This is a genomic window from Pseudomonas putida (assembly GCA_029953615.1).
Lineage (GTDB): Bacteria > Pseudomonadota > Gammaproteobacteria > Pseudomonadales > Pseudomonadaceae > Aquipseudomonas.
In genome coordinates, this window is record CP124529.1 from 2,930,188 (window position 1) to 2,945,237 (window position 15,050).

The 15,050-nt window shown below is 64.0% G+C and carries 17 protein-coding genes and 1 riboswitch; of the genes, 9 read left to right on the forward strand and 8 right to left on the reverse strand.

What is annotated here, in order from left to right; genetic code table 11:
* Positions 1-68: 68 nt before the first annotated feature.
* From ribE to QIY50_13405, 8 genes are all read left to right on the forward strand, one after another.
* Positions 69-545, forward strand: a complete 477-nt coding sequence (gene ribE / locus QIY50_13370; protein WGV18486.1) for a 6,7-dimethyl-8-ribityllumazine synthase — start codon at positions 69-71, stop codon at positions 543-545.
* Positions 542-1,042: a transcription antitermination factor NusB gene (gene nusB / locus QIY50_13375; GenBank protein WGV18487.1), complete on the forward strand. Its 501-nt coding sequence runs from the start codon at positions 542-544 to the stop codon at positions 1,040-1,042. Before ribE ends, nusB begins: the two co-directional genes overlap by 4 nt.
* Before the next feature lie 18 nt (positions 1,043-1,060).
* On the forward strand, positions 1,061-2,029 hold the full coding sequence (thiL, locus tag QIY50_13380) for a thiamine-phosphate kinase (GenBank protein ID WGV18488.1): 969 nt from the start codon (positions 1,061-1,063) through the stop codon (positions 2,027-2,029).
* A complete protein-coding gene (locus QIY50_13385; GenBank protein ID WGV18489.1) occupies positions 2,026-2,529 on the forward strand; it encodes a phosphatidylglycerophosphatase A in 504 nt (167 codons plus the stop codon). The genes thiL and QIY50_13385 overlap by 4 nt, the downstream gene beginning before the upstream one ends.
* A 16-nt stretch (positions 2,530-2,545) precedes the next feature.
* Positions 2,546-3,286, forward strand: coding sequence for a transporter substrate-binding domain-containing protein (locus QIY50_13390; protein ID WGV18490.1), 741 nt, complete (start codon positions 2,546-2,548; stop codon positions 3,284-3,286).
* Between the two features lie 247 nt (positions 3,287-3,533).
* A complete protein-coding gene (ribA, locus tag QIY50_13395) occupies positions 3,534-4,151 on the forward strand; it encodes a GTP cyclohydrolase II (protein ID WGV18491.1) in 618 nt (205 codons plus the stop codon).
* A complete protein-coding gene (locus QIY50_13400; protein ID WGV18492.1) occupies positions 4,148-4,567 on the forward strand; it encodes an MFS transporter in 420 nt (139 codons plus the stop codon). The genes ribA and QIY50_13400 overlap by 4 nt, the downstream gene beginning before the upstream one ends.
* Complete coding sequence (locus QIY50_13405; GenBank protein ID WGV18493.1) at positions 4,567-5,379, forward strand: cobalamin-binding protein; 813 nt, start codon at positions 4,567-4,569, stop codon at positions 5,377-5,379. The genes QIY50_13400 and QIY50_13405 overlap by 1 nt, the downstream gene beginning before the upstream one ends.
* 115 nt (positions 5,380-5,494) lie before the next feature.
* Here the strand turns inward: QIY50_13405 and dxs are convergent, their stop codons facing one another.
* The 4 genes from dxs to ribB form a co-directional block, all read right to left on the reverse strand.
* Positions 5,495-7,390: a 1-deoxy-D-xylulose-5-phosphate synthase gene (gene dxs, locus QIY50_13410; protein WGV18494.1), complete on the reverse strand. Its 1,896-nt coding sequence runs from the start codon at positions 7,388-7,390 to the stop codon at positions 5,495-5,497.
* A gap of 203 nt (positions 7,391-7,593) precedes the next feature.
* Positions 7,594-8,481: a (2E,6E)-farnesyl diphosphate synthase gene (ispA, locus tag QIY50_13415; protein ID WGV18495.1), complete on the reverse strand. Its 888-nt coding sequence runs from the start codon at positions 8,479-8,481 to the stop codon at positions 7,594-7,596.
* Positions 8,478-8,720, reverse strand: a complete 243-nt coding sequence (locus QIY50_13420; GenBank protein ID WGV18496.1) for an exodeoxyribonuclease VII small subunit — start codon at positions 8,718-8,720, stop codon at positions 8,478-8,480. Before QIY50_13420 ends, ispA begins: the two co-directional genes overlap by 4 nt.
* A gap of 196 nt (positions 8,721-8,916) precedes the next feature.
* Positions 8,917-9,567 carry a 3,4-dihydroxy-2-butanone-4-phosphate synthase gene (gene ribB, locus QIY50_13425; protein WGV18497.1) on the reverse strand — a complete coding sequence of 217 codons (651 nt, stop codon included), beginning with the start codon at positions 9,565-9,567 and terminating at the stop codon, positions 8,917-8,919.
* A gap of 80 nt (positions 9,568-9,647) precedes the next feature.
* Positions 9,648-9,789: riboswitch (FMN riboswitch) on the reverse strand.
* A gap of 90 nt (positions 9,790-9,879) precedes the next feature.
* Here ribB and QIY50_13430 point away from each other — a divergent pair.
* The gene (locus QIY50_13430; protein ID WGV18498.1) at positions 9,880-11,085 is read left to right on the forward strand and encodes an RtcB family protein; all 1,206 of its coding nucleotides are present in this window, start codon (positions 9,880-9,882) and stop codon (positions 11,083-11,085) included.
* A 206-nt stretch (positions 11,086-11,291) separates the two neighbouring features.
* Here the strand turns inward: QIY50_13430 and QIY50_13435 are convergent, their stop codons facing one another.
* Genes QIY50_13435 through QIY50_13450 form a run of 4 tightly spaced genes read right to left on the reverse strand, consistent with a single transcriptional unit; the run spans position 11,292 to position 15,029 of the window.
* Positions 11,292-11,969, reverse strand: a complete 678-nt coding sequence (locus tag QIY50_13435; protein WGV18499.1) for a c-type cytochrome — start codon at positions 11,967-11,969, stop codon at positions 11,292-11,294.
* A 9-nt stretch (positions 11,970-11,978) separates the two neighbouring features.
* A complete protein-coding gene (locus QIY50_13440; protein ID WGV18500.1) occupies positions 11,979-12,926 on the reverse strand; it encodes a copper resistance protein B in 948 nt (315 codons plus the stop codon).
* Positions 12,916-13,245, reverse strand: a complete 330-nt coding sequence (locus QIY50_13445; protein WGV18501.1) for a hypothetical protein — start codon at positions 13,243-13,245, stop codon at positions 12,916-12,918. Before QIY50_13445 ends, QIY50_13440 begins: the two co-directional genes overlap by 11 nt.
* A 14-nt stretch (positions 13,246-13,259) precedes the next feature.
* Positions 13,260-15,029: a copper resistance system multicopper oxidase gene (locus QIY50_13450; protein ID WGV18502.1), complete on the reverse strand. Its 1,770-nt coding sequence runs from the start codon at positions 15,027-15,029 to the stop codon at positions 13,260-13,262.
* Between the last annotated feature and the right edge of the window lie 21 nt (positions 15,030-15,050).

Below are 15,050 nucleotides of genomic sequence, written 5' to 3' on the forward strand. Positions count from 1 at the left end.
AGCTCGAGTCCATACCCCTGTCGAGGCCGCCCGTATGCGGCCTCGCTCTTGAAGATGAGAATATCGGAATGACCCTGAAGACCATCGAAGGTACCTTCATCGCCCCCAAAGGTCGCTATGCTTTGGTGGTTGGCCGCTTCAACAGCTTCGTCGTCGAAAGCCTGGTAAGCGGTGCCGTTGATGCCCTGGTACGCCACGGTGTCAGCGAAAGCGACATCACCATCATCCGTGCCCCGGGTGCATTCGAAATCCCGCTGGTGGCACAGAAGGTCGCCCAGCAAGGCGCCTACGACGCGATCATCGCCCTGGGCGCGGTGATCCGTGGTGGTACCCCGCACTTCGAATACGTGGCGGGCGAATGCACCAAGGGCCTGGCCCAGGTGTCCATGGAGTTCGGTGTTCCGGTGGCCTTCGGCGTACTGACCGTCGACTCCATCGAGCAAGCCATCGAGCGTTCCGGCACCAAGGCCGGCAACAAAGGTGCTGAAGCTGCCCTGTCCGCTCTGGAAATGGTCAGCCTGCTGGCGCAGTTGGAGGCCAAGTGATTAGCGACGAAAGCGATCGTTTCAACCCGCGCGATCCAAAACCTGCGGATGCCGGCAAGCCCTCGAAGAGCGCCAAGCGCCGCGAAGCCCGCAAGCTCGCGACCCAGGCGCTGTACCAGTGGCACATGGCGCAGCATTCGCTGAACGAGATCGAAGCGCAGTTCCGGGTCGATAACGATTTCTCCGATGTCGACGGCGCTTATTTCCGCGAGATCCTGCATGGGGTCCCGGCGATCAAGAGCGAAATCGACAACGCCCTGAAGCCATGCCTGGACCTGGCACTGGAAGAGCTCGACCCGGTCGAGCTGGCGGTGCTGCGTCTGTCCACCTGGGAGTTCATCAAGCGCGTCGACGTACCGTACCGCGTGGTGATCAACGAGGGTGTCGAGCTGGCCAAGGTCTTTGGTGCCACCGACGGCCACAAGTTTGTCAATGGCGTATTGGACAAGCTGGCCCCGAACCTGCGCGAAGCAGAAGTCAAGGCGAACAAGCGCTGATTCTGGCGCTTGCGGACCATGGGTGAGTTCGAGCTGATCAGCCATTACTTTGCCGCCGCGCCCTGTGCGCAAGGCGGTGACGGTGTGGCCTTGGGCATCGGCGACGACTGCGCCCTGCTGAGCCTTCCCGCCGGCGAGCAACTGGCGGTGTCCACCGACACCCTGGTCGCCGGGGTGCATTTTCCGGCGGTGTGCGACCCGTGGTTGCTCGGCCAGCGTTCGCTGGCCGTGGCGGCCAGCGACCTGGCGGCCATGGGCGCCACTCCCATCGGTTTCACCCTTGCCCTGACCTTGCCCGAGGTCAGCGCCGACTGGCTGCAAGCCTACGCCAGCGGCCTGAACCGCATGGCCAGCCACTGCCAGCTGAGCCTGATCGGTGGCGACACTACCCGTGGCCCCCTGAGCATCACCATGACCGTGTTCGGCCGGGTTCCGGCGGGGCAGGCGTTGCGCCGTGACGGCGCTCGCCCGGGCGATCTGCTGTGCGTGGGGGGCGAGCTGGGTAACGCGGCGGGGGCCTTGCCGCTGGTACTGGGCCAGCGCCAGGCCGATGCCGCGCTGGCGCAGCCGTTGCTCGATCATTACTGGTCGCCGTCGCCGCAGTTCGCCCTGGGCCAGTTGCTGCGCGGGCGTGCCACCTCGGCACTGGACATTTCCGACGGCCTGCTGGCCGATTGTGGGCATATCGCCAAGGCCTCCCGCGTGGCGCTCGAGGTGAACCTAGAGCAGGTACCGATGTCATCTGCCCTGCAGGGCCTGCTCGGCACCGAGGCGGCTATACACGCGGCGCTGACCGGTGGCGACGACTATGTGCTGGCGTTCACCTTGCCGCCAGACCAGCTTTCACCCCTGCAGGCACAAGGCCTGGCGGCGCTGCATGTCATCGGGCGGGTGCTCGAAGGGCAGGGTGTCAGCCTGCGCGACCGGCAGGGCCGGGACATAACCCCGCGGCAACGCGGCTATCAACATTTTAGGGAGACACCGTGACCGATCACCCCAACCAGGTGCCTGCGGAGTTCGTTCCGCCTTCGGTCTGGCGCAACCCGTGGCACTTCATCGCCTTCGGCTTCGGCTCCGGTACCTTGCCCAAGGCGCCGGGTACCTGGGGCTCGCTGGTGGCCATCCCGTTCATCCCGCTGTGGCAGATGCTGCCCGACTGGGGCTACTGGCTGTTGCTGGGCGTGAGCATGCTGTTCGGCTTCTGGCTCTGCGGCAAGGTCGCCAATGATTTGCGCGTGCACGACCACGAAGGCATTGTCTGGGACGAGATCGTCGGCATGTGGATAACCCTCTGGCTGGTGCCGGAAGGCTGGCAATGGCTGCTGGCGGGGTTCCTGATGTTCCGCTTCTTCGACATCCTCAAACCGTGGCCGATCCGCTGGGTCGACCGCCATGTGCATGGAGGCGTCGGGATCATGCTCGATGATATCCTGGCCGGCGTGTTTGCCTGGTTAAGCATGCAGGTTCTGGTGTGGGCGGTTGCCTGATACAGGGAGCGGATGAATGGCCATGAGGGCGATGCTGCTGGTAATGCTGCTGAGCCTCGCCCCTTGGGCGGCTGCCGAAGGTGTGCCGAAGCAGGTCCACCTGGTCAGCGAAGAGTGGCTCGACTACACCAACGCCGACGGTACCGGGGTGGCCTGGGATGTGCTGCGCAAGGTGTTCGAGCCGGCCGGGGTCAAGGTGGTGACCCAGAGCGCGCCCTACAGCCGTGCCGTCGGGCTGGTGAAGCGTGGCGAGGCAGACGCCTGGGTAGGTTCATACAAGGAAGAGAACGACGACAACCTGTACCCGCGCTGGCACTTCGACATGGACCACATCTATGCCCTGGGGCTGGCCAGCAAGCCTGTGCCTACCCAGCAGACCATAGGCCGCTACCGCTTGGCCTGGGTGCGTGGCTACGACTTCGGCAGCTACCTGCCGAATGTGCATGACTTTCGCGAGGTCCAGCGCCGCGAAGGTATCCTGCCAATGCTGGAGCATGACCGTGTGGACTTCTACATCGATGCGCTGACCGAGGTCGACTACGTGCTCGGCCAGACCTCCCAGCCCGAGCGCTTCCGCCGCAGCCATGTGGCCGAGCTGCCGCTGTACCTGGCCTTTGCCCGCAACGACCAGGCCAAGGCCCTGCGCGACCTGTTCGACAAGCGCATGGCCGAACTGGTACGCAGTGGCGAACTCAAGCCCATATTCGAGCACTGGCAGCAGCCGTATCCGTTCAGGCCCGACAGCAAACCGCATTGAATAGCCGGTTTCCTGAGCTGACACGGCCCCTGTGGGAGCGGGCGTGCCCGCGAAGAATCCACCGTGGTGTGTGGCACCGGCTACGCCGGTGTTCGCGGGCATGCCCGCTCCCACAGGATTGAGTACAGCGCTCTACTAAGCATCGAACTTTTCGATCTTACCCCACGGTATTCAGCCAGCCCATATCCCCCAACCTGCTGATACAATCGGCCCACGAGAAATTTTCAACTTATTCCAGGAGCACAACGTGCCCGTCGTCTTTGTTGCCGCCTCTAAACTCCCGACGCCCTTCGCGACCTTCACCATGCATGGCTTCCTCGACGAAGCCACCGGCCGTGAGCACGTGGTGCTCAGCCTGGGTGACATCGCGGACGGCCAGCCGGTGCTGGGGCGCCTGCACTCCGAGTGCCTGACCGGCGATGCCCTGTTCAGCCAGCGCTGCGACTGCGGTTCACAGCTGGAAGCCGCGCTGCAGGCAATCGCCCGTGAAGGCCGTGGCGTGCTGCTGTACCTGCGCCAGGAAGGCCGCGGCATCGGCCTGCTGAACAAGATTCGCGCCTACGAGCTGCAGGATGGTGGCGCCGATACCGTCGAGGCCAACGAGCGCCTGGGCTTTGCCGCCGACCAGCGCGACTACGCCATATGCCTGCCGATGCTGGAGCACCTGGGCGTGAAGTCGCTGCGCCTGATGACCAACAACCCGCGCAAGGTCAAAGCCCTGACCGACATGAACATCGTCGTCGCCGAGCGCGTACCGCTGCATACCGGGCACAACCCGCACAACCGCTACTACCTGGCGACGAAGGCCGGCAAGCTGGGCCATATGCTGGGTAACGAGCACCAGGGCGAGGTGCCTCAGGCGTGACCCGCGCCGAGGTCAAGCGGCGCCTGGCGCTGGCCTGGTGGCAGTACCTGGCAGTGGGCCTGGTGCCGCTGCCGGTGATGGCCTGGGCCTTCGGTGGTGGTGATGCGCTGGCCTCGGTGCTGGCCATGCCGCTGTTCATTGCCGGCGCGGCGACCATGTTCCTCAGCCTGCCGCGCTTCGGTGCCTACAAGCGCGCCCTCATCGCCACTTCCAAGGTGCTTGGCACTGGCGAAGAACCTGCCGCCTGGATCGAGCTGGCGCGGGTGCGGCGCCTGGCCATGCTGTATGCCTGCTTCCCCGCCTGGGTTGCCGCCCTGTCGGTACTGGTCGGCCTGGAGGCGGTGCCGCAGATCCTGCTGGCGTTGTCCACCGTGGTGGTGCTGTACCTCTATCGCATTCCCCGCCAGCTCGGCTGATGCGCCTGCTGCCCGGCCTGTTGACGCTGTTCGCCTGCTCCGCACTGGCTGGCGAACCGCTGCGGGTGGTCAGCCTGGCCCCGTCGATGAGCGAGATCATGCTCGAACTGCAGGCCGATGACCTGCTGGTCGGTGTGCTTGACGGTGGCGAACGGCCGGCGGCGCTGCGCGAGCTGCCCTCGGTGGGGCGCCAGGGGCAGCTGGACATGGAGCGCCTGCTCAGCCTGCGCCCCGACCTGTTGCTGCTGTGGCCGGGCAGCGTGCCGTCGGCCCAACGTGACCAGCTCAAGCGCCTGGGCATCGCTACCTTCAGCGCCGAACCCCATGATATAGACCAACTGATCGAGCAGATCGAAGCCATTGCTGAGCGTGTCGGCCGTGCCGAACAGGGCCGGCGGTATGCCCAGGCCTTGCGTGACCGGTTGCGGCAGTTGCGCCAGCAGTATCGAAGGGCCGAGCCCTTGCAGGTGTTCTACCAGGTCTGGGACCGTCCGCTGTACACGCTCGGTGGCCAGCAGGTGGTCAGCGATGCCCTGGCCGTTTGCGGGGCGCGTAATGTCTTTGCCGATCTCGCCCAGCCGGCGCCGCAGGTAAATGTGGAATCTGTGCTGCTGCGCAACCCCCAGGTCATCCTGGCGGGTGATGAAGCGCAACTGGCGAGCTGGAGGGCCTGGCCGCAACTGCGTGCGGTTGCCGATGAGCGTTTGCTGGTGGTGCCGGACAAAGGCCTGGAGCGGCCCAGTGGGCAGATGATCGAAGCAACGGCGCGGTTGTGTGCGTTGCTCGAGGCTGAAGTGCCAACGATCCGATGAGCTTTTGCGAGGGCTGCGCCCTCGATCGCGACGCAAGGCCGCTCCTACAAAGAACTGCGCGGTTCCTGTAGGAGCGGCCTTGTGTCGCGATGGGCCGCAAAGCGGCCCCAAAATCTCAAAGCCCGAGCCTGGCCATGCGGGCCTTCACCGAAGCCTCGATACCGACTGCATCAAGCCCACACTCAGCCAGCATCTGCGCAGGCTTGGCATGCTCGACATAGATGTCCGGCAACCCCAGGTGCAACAGCGGTTTCACGATCGCCTCCTTGGCCAGGAACTCACCAACAGCCGCACCGGCACCGCCCATGATGGCGTTTTCTTCGATGGTCACCAGCAGGTCATGGCGTGCGGCCAGCTCCAGCACCAGCACCTCGTCCAGCGGTTTGACAAAGCGCATGTCGACCACGGTAGCGTTGATCTGCTCGGCTACCTGCATGGCCTCGGCCAGTTGCACGCCGAACACCAGCAAGGCGACTTTCTCGCCTTGGCGACGGACCACGCCCTTGCCGATTTCCAGCGGCTCCAGGTCACCACTGATCGGCGCGTTCGGGCCGGTGCCACGCGGGTAGCGCACAGCCGCCGGGCCGTTGTACAGGTGGCCGGTGCTGAGCATCTTGCGCAGCTCGTTCTCGTCGCTTGGGGTCATTACCAGCATGCCCGGGATACAGCGCAGGTACGACAGGTCGTAGCTGCCCGCGTGGGTCGGGCCGTCTTCGCCGACCAGGCCGGCGCGGTCGATGGCGAACAGTACGTCGAGGTTCTGTACCGCCACGTCGTGAATCAGTTGGTCGTAGGCGCGCTGCAGGAAGGTAGAGTAGATTGCCACCACCGGCTTGCTGCCCTCGCAGGCCATGCCGGCCGCCAGGGTCACGGCATGCTGCTCGGCGATCGCCACGTCGAAATAACGCTCCGGGTAGCGCTCGCTGAAATCGACCAGGTCGGAGCCTTCCTTCATCGCCGGGGTAATGCCCACCAGGCGATTGTCGGCGGCGGCCATGTCGCACAGCCACTGGCCGAACACCGCGGAGTATTTCGGGCCGCTGGCCTTCTTCGGTGCAGCGGGTTTGTCGACCGGCTCCAGCTTGGTGATGGCGTGGTAGCCGATGGGGTCGATCTCGGCCGGGGCGAAGCCCTTGCCCTTCTTGGTCACCACGTGCAGGAACTGCGGGCCCTTGAGGTCACGCATGTTGCGCAGGGTGGCGATCATGGTCGGCAGGTCGTGGCCGTCGATCGGGCCGATGTAGTTCCAGCCCAGTTCTTCGAACAGCGTGCCCGGCACCAGCATGCCTTTGGCGTACTCCTCGGTGCGGCGGGCGATTTCCCAGGCGCCCGGCAGGCGCGACAGCACTTTCTTGCTGCCTTCGCGCATGCTTGCGTAGGTACGGCTGGAAAGGATCTTGGCCAGGTAGTTGGACAGGCCGCCGACATTGCGCGAAATCGACATGTCGTTGTCGTTGAGGATCACCAGCATGTCGGCGTTGACTTCCTGGGCGTGGTTCAACGCCTCGAAGGCCATGCCGGCGGTCAGCGCGCCATCACCGATCACCGCGATCGACTTGCGGTCGCTGTTCTGCAAGCGGGAGGCAATGGCCATGCCCAGTGCGGCGCTGATCGACGTGCTGGAGTGGCCGACGCCGAAGGTGTCGTACTCGCTCTCGCTGCGGCGCGGGAAGGCGGCGATGCCGTCCTTCTGGCGCAGGCTGAGCATGCGCTTACGGCGCCCGGTGAGGATCTTGTGCGGGTAGGCCTGGTGGCCCACGTCCCACACCAGCCGGTCGTCGGGGGTGTCGAAGACGTAGTGCAGGGCGATGGTCAGTTCGATGACGCCCAGGCCGGCACCAAAATGCCCACCGGTCTGACCCACGGTGTAGAGCAATTCCTGGCGCAGTTCGTCGGCCAGGGTCTCCAGGTCGGCTTCGGCCAGCCGGCGCAGGCCGGCAGGCGTGTCAGCGCGGTCGAGCAACGGCGTGACCGGGCGTTCGCGGGGGATCTCTTGAAACGTCGTGGGCATCAGGCGAGTCGTTATAGGTGTGTGAAGACGCGGCAGTTTACCCCATTGTAGGAAATACTGCCCATTCAGACGGGTGTCGCATTGGGGCTGCTGTGCAGCCCTTCGCGGGCGCGCCCGCTCCCAGAGGTACAGGGCTCGAGAGCGGTGAGGGCCCTGTGGGAGCGGGCGCGCCCGCGAAGGGCCGCACAGCGGCCCCAATCAAATCAGTTGCGGCGTTCGACGATGTAACGCGCCAGCGCCCGCAGCGGCTCGGCCTTTTCGCCGAAGCCTTCCAGTGCGACCAGCGCCTGGTCGCGCAGTTCGATCGCATAGGCCTTGGCCGCTTCCAGGCCCAGCAGCGCCGGGTAGGTCGGTTTGTCACGGGCGATATCGGCCCCTTGGCGTTTGCCCAAGGTGGCGGTATCGCTTTCCACGTCGAGAATATCGTCCTGCACCTGGAAGGCCAGGCCGATCGCCTGTGCATAGGTCTGCAGGGCATCCAGTTGCACCTGCTCTGCGCGGGCGCTGGCCAGGGCGCCGAGGCGCACGCTGGCTTCGATCAGTGCACCGGTCTTGTGCCGGTGCATGAATTCCAGCGCCTGCTGGTCCAGCTTCAGGCCCACCGAACCGAGGTCGATGGCTTGCCCCCCGACCATGCCTGCCGGGCCGGCCGCCTTGGCCAGGGCCTGGACCATGGCCAGGCGAATGCTGTCGGCCTGCGGGCTCAGGCGCGGGTCGAGCAGGGCGCTGAAGGCCAGGCTCTGCAAACCGTCGCCGGCGAGGATCGCGCAGGCCTCATCGAAGGCCTTGTGGGTGGTCGGCTGGCCACGGCGCAGGTCGTCGTCATCCATGGCCGGCAGGTCGTCATGCACCAGCGAGTAGGCGTGGATCAGTTCCACCGCACAGGCCGCGCCGTTGGCCTGTTCGGCCGGGGCGCCCAAGGCTTCGCAGGCCGCATAGGCCAGCAACGGGCGCACGCGTTTGCCACCGTTCATCACGCTGTAGCGCATGGCGGCGTAAAGGCGTTCGAGTTCCTTGGTCGGGGCGACGAACAACGGTTCCAGGGCGGCATCGACCCGCGCCTGGCAACTGGCCTGGTAGGTGCCGATCATGCTTCCGGCTCCGCGTCGAAGGGCTGGGCAGCCAGTTCGCCATCGCGTTCCAGCAGGATCTGCACCTTCTGCTCGGCCTGGGCCAGGGCGCCCTGGCAGTCACGGGTCAGGGCGATGCCTTGCTCGAAGGCGGCCAGCGACTCTTCCAGCGACAACTCGCCGTTCTCCAGGCGCTCGACCAGTGCTTGCAGGTCTGCGAGGGATTGCTCGAAATCGAGGGAGGCTTTTTTGCGGGCCATGGCGACTGTCTCGGTGGCATTCAGAACGGCGCGACACTAGCAGAGCGGGGCGGGGGGAGCAAACTTCAGGGGTAATGAGGTGTGTTTCAAGGGCCCTTTCGCGGGCACGCCCGCTCCCACAGTGCACCACAGGTCTTGAAGGCTGTGGTGTACCTGTGGGAGCGGGCGTGCCCGCGAATGGCCCCGAAGTGGCGTATCAGGCTGGCTCTGCTTCCAGCTCCAGCATGGCCTCACGGTACCGCGCCAGTTCCTCGATGGTCAGCACCGGCAGATTGTATTGTCGCGCATACACCGCTACCTGCTCGCCACGGGCCATCGTGCCATCGGGGTTCATCAGTTCGCACAGCACCGCTGCCGGGCGCAAGCCGGCCAGGCGTGCCAGGTCTACCGAACCTTCGGTATGCCCACGGCGTGTCAGCACCCCGCCATTGCGTGCGCGCAGCGGGAACACATGCCCCGGGCTGACGATATGGCGCTGGTCTACGGTGGAGCGCAGTGCCGCGCCAATGGTGGTGATGCGGTCCTGGGCGGAAACCCCGGTGGTGATACCTTCCGCCGCCTCGATGGTGACGGTGAAGCCGGTGCCATGGCGGGCCTGGTTGTTCTGCACCATGGGTGCCAGTTGCAGTTCGTCGACGGTGGCCTCGTCCAGGCACAGGCAGACGATGCCGCTGCAATCGCGGATCATCATGGCCATGGTCTGCAGCGAGATGTTCTCGGCGGCGGCGATGATGTCCGCTTCGTCCTCGCGGTCGTCGTCGTCGAGCAGCAGCACAGGGCGCCCGGCCTGGAAGGCGGCGATGGCTGCGGAAACATTGGGGAATTGCGGGTGGTGCCTGGTGGACATGAAACGCTCCTCGTGAATGATCGATGAACGTCTCGGGGCGAACAAAATGCGTGCGCAGGGGCGCCCGAATGGCCCCTGCCTGACGCCTTCTTTCATCCGGACTATGACCGTCGGCTCTGGAGTCTCACCAGATCTGCTGACCCCCGGCATGGCCGGGGCGCTCGCGGGCTCATCTTTCGATTTACCGCCGGTGGGGACTTTCACCCCGCCCTGAAGACCGGCCAAGCATACAGCACATTGCCACCCCGCAGGCAACCCACGGCTCTACGACCTTTGGCGGTATCATGCGGCTATGCATTCGAGGAACAGCCCATGGACATTCTCCAGGTCGCCGGCGGCAAGCCGGTCAAGTTGTGGACCGACGGCGTACCGGTGGAAGACGACGCCCGCAAACAGCTGCTCAACACGGCCAGGATGCCGTTCATCTTCAAGCACCTGGCGGTAATGCCGGACGTGCACCTGGGCAAGGGCTCGACCATCGGTAGCGTCATTCCCACCGTTGGCGCGATCATCCCCGCCGCGGTGGGTGTAGACATCGGCTGCGGCATGATCGCCGCACGCACATCGCTGCACGCCCGCGACCTGCCGGACAACCTGCATGGACTGCGCAATGCCATCGAACATGCCGTGCCGCATGGCAAGACCTTCGGCAAACGCGACCAGGGCGCCTGGGCCGATGTGCCAGCCAAGGCGGACAAGGCCTGGGGCCAGCTGGCCGGGCGTTTCAAGGCCATCACCGACAAGTACCCGCGGCTGGAGAAGACCAATAACCGCCATCACCTGGGGACGCTGGGCGGTGGCAACCACTTCATCGAGGTATGCCTGGACGAGGCCGACCGCGTCTGGTTCATGTTGCACAGCGGCTCCCGGGGCGTGGGCAATGCCATTGGCAACCTGTTCATCGAGCTGGCCCAGGCCGACATGCGCCAGCACCTGGCCAATCTGCCGGACAAGGACCTGGCGTATTTCGAGGAAGGCAGCCGCCATTTCGCCGACTACGTCGAAGCGGTGGAATGGGCGCAGGACTACGCCAGGCAGAACCGCGAGCTGATGATGCTGGCGGTGGTCGGTGCTGCGCGCAAGGCGCTGGGCAAACCGTTCGAGGCCAGCCTGGAAGCGGTGAACTGCCACCACAACTATGTGCAGCGCGAACAGCATTTTGGCCGCGAGGTGCTGGTGACGCGCAAGGGCGCGGTGTCGGCGCAGAAGGGCCAGTTGGGCATCATTCCCGGCTCGATGGGAGCCAGGAGTTTCATCGTGCGAGGACTGGGCAACGAGGAATCGTTCTGTTCCTGCAGCCATGGCGCCGGCCGACTGATGAGCCGGACCAAGGCCAAGAGCCGCTTCACCGTGGACGACCAGCGGCGGGCCACGGCGCATGTGGAATGCCGCAAGGACAAGGAGGTGATCGACGAGATCCCCATGGCCTACAAGGACATCGATGCGGTGATGCGCGCGCAGCAGGAGCTGGTGGAAGTGGTGCACACCTTGCGGCAGGTGGTGTGTGTGAAGGGCTGACGGGTGTGCTGCCTGTGCCGGCCCCTTCACGGGTAAACCCGCTCCCACAGGGAACTGCCGCTAGAAGGTGAAGCCTGTGAGGTCTCTGTGGGAGCGGGCGTGCCCGCGAAAGGGCCAGAGCAAGCAGTCGAGAACTTTCAGGGGATTCATGATCTGGGCTGCCCACTACCTGAGTGCAAACCTGTCGGCATACACGTACCCTGCCTTCAGTCTTTATGCATGTGCTGCTTGCCATCGCGATGAGTATGCGCCTTTGAATGCCCCTCATCATGCTGGCCTGCGCCCGAGGCCTGCTCACCCTGGTGGCCAGGCACGTTGCCGCGGTGCTGGCCTTCATGGTTGTGCATTTCACTTTCGCCCCCCCCATGCTGGTGGCCGCCACTGGCCGCGACCATCGTTTGGTACTGCTTGGCGCTCAACTGGGGTAGCTGATCCAGGAAGGCGACGATGCCCCAGATGTATTCATCGCCCATGCTCTTGCCCCAGGCCGGCATGCCAGAGGCCTTGATGCCATGCTTGATGATCCAGAACGCCGCAGCGGGGTCGCCACCGATCCCGCTTTTGGTCAGATTGGGGGGAGATGGATACAGCGCCTGGCTAAGCTCGGTCTTCTCGACGCCAGGGGCGAGGTGGCAACCGATACACATGGCGTTGTAGTTACCAGCGCCGGTACGAATCAGCGCTTCATCTTTCAGTTCTGGCACCTCGATGTCTCTGGCCCGTACTGCGATAGAGCGGTCCCGTGCCATGGCCAGAAAGGCATGCACGGCGGGGAAATGGGGATCATCGGCGCCGACGTTGACCAGGCCGGAGTACGCAGCGCCCAGCACGGCCACGCTGGCCACTGCGCCAGCTGCAACAAGCGTTGTAATTGTTCTTTTCATGTCTGGTTCTCAAAACCACATGCGGATACCGGCCACGAAACGCGCTTCATCCACATCACCACCCTCGTCGCGGATGAAGTCGGCGGTTTTGCCGTAAGAGCGGTTCCAGGTGATGCCGATGTAGGGGGCGAACTGGCGGACAATTTCGTAGCGCAAGCGCAGCCCGACTTCGGTATTCGCAAGGCCCGAGCCCACACCGCGCTCTGGGTCGTTCTTGCCATAGAAATTGGCTTCAGCGGTCGGCTGCAGGATCAGACGGTTGGTCAGCAGAATGTCATAGTCGCCTTCCAGGCGGGCGGCAGTCTGGCCGTTTTCGCCAATGAACGCGGTGGCTTCGGCTTCGAAGTCGTAAAGCGCCATGCCCTGGATACCGAACGCCGCCCAGGTCTGGGGGGACTCAGGTTGGAAGTCCTGGCGCACCCCGGCAACCACATCCCACCAAGGGCTGATCGAGCGGCCGTACAGCAGCTGCAATTCGGCATCCTCGGTGACACCGTTGGTGCGTTCACCTTCGGAGCGGATCCATAACCGGTTGATATCGCCGCCGATCCAGCCAGAAGCATCCCAGGCCAGGGTGCTGCCTTCATCTGCATCCTGGTACTCGAGCTGATCCAGCAGGAAGAAGCTGTTGATCGCGCTGTCATGCACGTGATGCCCGCCCAACGGGGGGAAGGCCGCCTGGCGGTCTGCATCGGTCAGCACCGGGATCGGGGTACGGCTGGTGGTCGGCGTATCTGCCGAGCCGTGGTTCATTTTCGAATGATCCATAGCGCCATGATCCATAGCACCATGGTCCATGCCCTGCATGCTGCCATGATCCATCTGGCTGTGGTCCATGGCCGAATGGTCCATCATCGAATGGTCCATTTCTTCAGCAGCGAAGCTGGGCGCAGCACCCAGCACGCCGAGCGAAACGGTCAATGCCAGCAGCGATGGTCGTGCCAGGCTATTGAGCATCTTTCCCTGCCTTGGCTTTGCCGCTGCCATGGGATTCCATCATCTTGTCATGGTCCATGCCTTGCATCGAACCATGGTCCATACCCTTCATGGCGTCATGGTCCATACCTTTCATCGAGCCGTGATCCATCCCTTTCATGGCGCCATGATCCATGCCCTTCATCGCACCATGGTCCATGCCTTGAGCGCTTTTGGCTTCCTTGGCATCGGCAGGCTGCTGATTGTTGCCGTCGGACCAAGATGACGGGGCATAAAATGCAAACAGGCCGGCTATCGCAGCAGAGAAGAAAAACGCGCTTCGTTTCATTGGTTTGCTCATCTCGGATCTCCAGTTCATTCGTCCACACGGACTTCGCGGAACATGCCCATTTCCATGTGGAACAGCAGGTGACAGTGATAGGCCCAACGCCCCAAGGCATCTGCCGTGACGCGATAGCTTCGTTTTGAGCCAGGCGGCATGTCGATTGTGTGTTTGCGCACCATGAAGTTGCCGTTCTCATCCTCTAGGTCGCTCCACATGCCATGCAGGTGGATGGGGTGAGTCATCATGGTGTCGTTGACCAGGGTGATGCGCAGGCGCTCGCCATATTTGAGGCGCAGTGGCTCGGCATCGGAAAACTTGATGCCGTCAAAGGACCAGGCGAACTTTTCCATGTGGCCGGTGAGGTGCAGTTCGATCGTTCGACCAGGTGTACGGCCGTCCGGGTCCGGGAAGGTGCTGCGCAGGTCCGCATAAGTCAGCACACGGCGGCCGTTGTCACGCAGGCCGATGCCCGGATCGCCCAGTTTTGGCGTCGGGCTCATCGTCTGCATGTCGACCAGGGGGTTGTTCGTCTCGGAGGCTGGGTGGCTCTGCATGGGCGCGCTGGTGCCAGCCATGTCGCCGTGGTCCATGCCGGCCATGCTGCCGTGGTCCATGCCAGCCATGTCGCCGTGATCCATGCCAGCCATGCTGCCGTGGTCCATGTCGCCCGTGCCGCCATGGTCCATGCCCATATCGCTCATGGAAATGATCGGCCGTGGATCGACAGCTGGAACAGGGGCTTGCAAGCCTTCGCGAACAGCCAGGGTGCCCCTGGAATATCCGGTACGGTCCATGGATTGAGCGAAAATGGTGTAAGCCTGCTCGCTTTCGGGCTCGACGATGACATCGTAGGTTTCGGCGACGGCGATGCGGAACTCGTCGACCGCAACCGGTTTGACATGCTGTCCATCCGCCGCGACAACCGTCATCTTCAGGCCCGGGATCCGTACATCGAAATAGGTCATGGCCGAGCCGTTGATGAAGCGCAGGCGGATTTTCTCGCCCGGCTTGAACACCCCTGTCCAGTTACCGTCCGGGGCCTGGCCGTTCATCAGGTAGGTGTAGGTGTAGCCGCTTACATCGGCGAGATCGGTGGGGCTCATTTTCATTTCGGCCCACATCTTGCGGTCGGCTACCGCGGCGGACCAGCCCATTTCGCTCACATCGTTGACGAAATCACCCACCGTGCGCTTGTGGTAGTTGTAGTAGTCAGACTGCTTCTTGAGCTTGGCCAGCACCCGGGCAGGGTTTTCATCCGTCCAGTCGCTGAGCATGACCACATAATCGCGGTCGTAGGTGAACGGCTCAGGCTCTTTGGCATCGATGACCAGGGCGCCGTATACCCCGACCTGCTCCTGGAAACCGGAGTGGCTGTGGTACCAGTAGGTGCCGTTCTGCTGGACCTTGAATTTGTACTCGTACATGCCGTCGGGGGCGATGCCATGGAAGCTCAGGCCCGGCACGCCGTCCATGTTCGCCGGCAGGATGATGCCGTGCCAGTGGATGGAGGTGTCCTGCTGCAAGCGGTTGCGCACACGCAGCGTGACGGTATCGCCTTCGCGCCAGCGCAGAATGGGGCCGGGAATGGAGCCGTTGATGGCCATCGCTGTACGCGCAGCGCCGGTAATGTTGACTGGCAGTTCACCGATGTAGAGGTCGAAGTCGGTGCCGCTCAGCACATTCGGTTGGCCGGGGCTGGTCACGGCCCAGACCGGCGCGCGCCACATGCCCAGCCCGCCAAGCAGTCCAGTAGCGGCCAGGCCTTTGACGAAGGAGCGTCTGGTGGTTTTGCTTTGCATGCCGTTGCGTCCAGTCAGTCG

What these genes read in the sequence shown, in the direction of transcription:
- QIY50_13430 (WGV18498.1), top strand. Translation starts at nt 9,880, where the DNA reads ATGGACATTCTCCAGGTCGCCGGCGGCAAGCCGGTCAAGTTGTGGACC.
- ispA (WGV18495.1), bottom strand. Translation starts at nt 8,481, where the DNA reads ATGATCGGCACCTACCAGGCCAGTTGCCAGGCGCGGGTCGATGCCGCC.
- QIY50_13435 (WGV18499.1), bottom strand. Translation starts at nt 11,969, where the DNA reads ATGAAAAGAACAATTACAACGCTTGTTGCAGCTGGCGCAGTGGCCAGC.
- QIY50_13450 (WGV18502.1), bottom strand. Translation starts at nt 15,029, where the DNA reads ATGCAAAGCAAAACCACCAGACGCTCCTTCGTCAAAGGCCTGGCCGCT.
- QIY50_13405 (WGV18493.1), top strand. Translation starts at nt 4,567, where the DNA reads ATGCGCCTGCTGCCCGGCCTGTTGACGCTGTTCGCCTGCTCCGCACTG.
- QIY50_13445 (WGV18501.1), bottom strand. Translation starts at nt 13,245, where the DNA reads ATGAGCAAACCAATGAAACGAAGCGCGTTTTTCTTCTCTGCTGCGATA.
- QIY50_13420 (WGV18496.1), bottom strand. Translation starts at nt 8,720, where the DNA reads ATGGCCCGCAAAAAAGCCTCCCTCGATTTCGAGCAATCCCTCGCAGAC.
- QIY50_13440 (WGV18500.1), bottom strand. Translation starts at nt 12,926, where the DNA reads ATGCTCAATAGCCTGGCACGACCATCGCTGCTGGCATTGACCGTTTCG.
- thiL (WGV18488.1), top strand. Translation starts at nt 1,061, where the DNA reads ATGGGTGAGTTCGAGCTGATCAGCCATTACTTTGCCGCCGCGCCCTGT.
- ribB (WGV18497.1), bottom strand. Translation starts at nt 9,567, where the DNA reads ATGTCCACCAGGCACCACCCGCAATTCCCCAATGTTTCCGCAGCCATC.
- dxs (WGV18494.1), bottom strand. Translation starts at nt 7,390, where the DNA reads ATGCCCACGACGTTTCAAGAGATCCCCCGCGAACGCCCGGTCACGCCG.
- ribE (WGV18486.1), top strand. Translation starts at nt 69, where the DNA reads ATGACCCTGAAGACCATCGAAGGTACCTTCATCGCCCCCAAAGGTCGC.
- QIY50_13390 (WGV18490.1), top strand. Translation starts at nt 2,546, where the DNA reads ATGGCCATGAGGGCGATGCTGCTGGTAATGCTGCTGAGCCTCGCCCCT.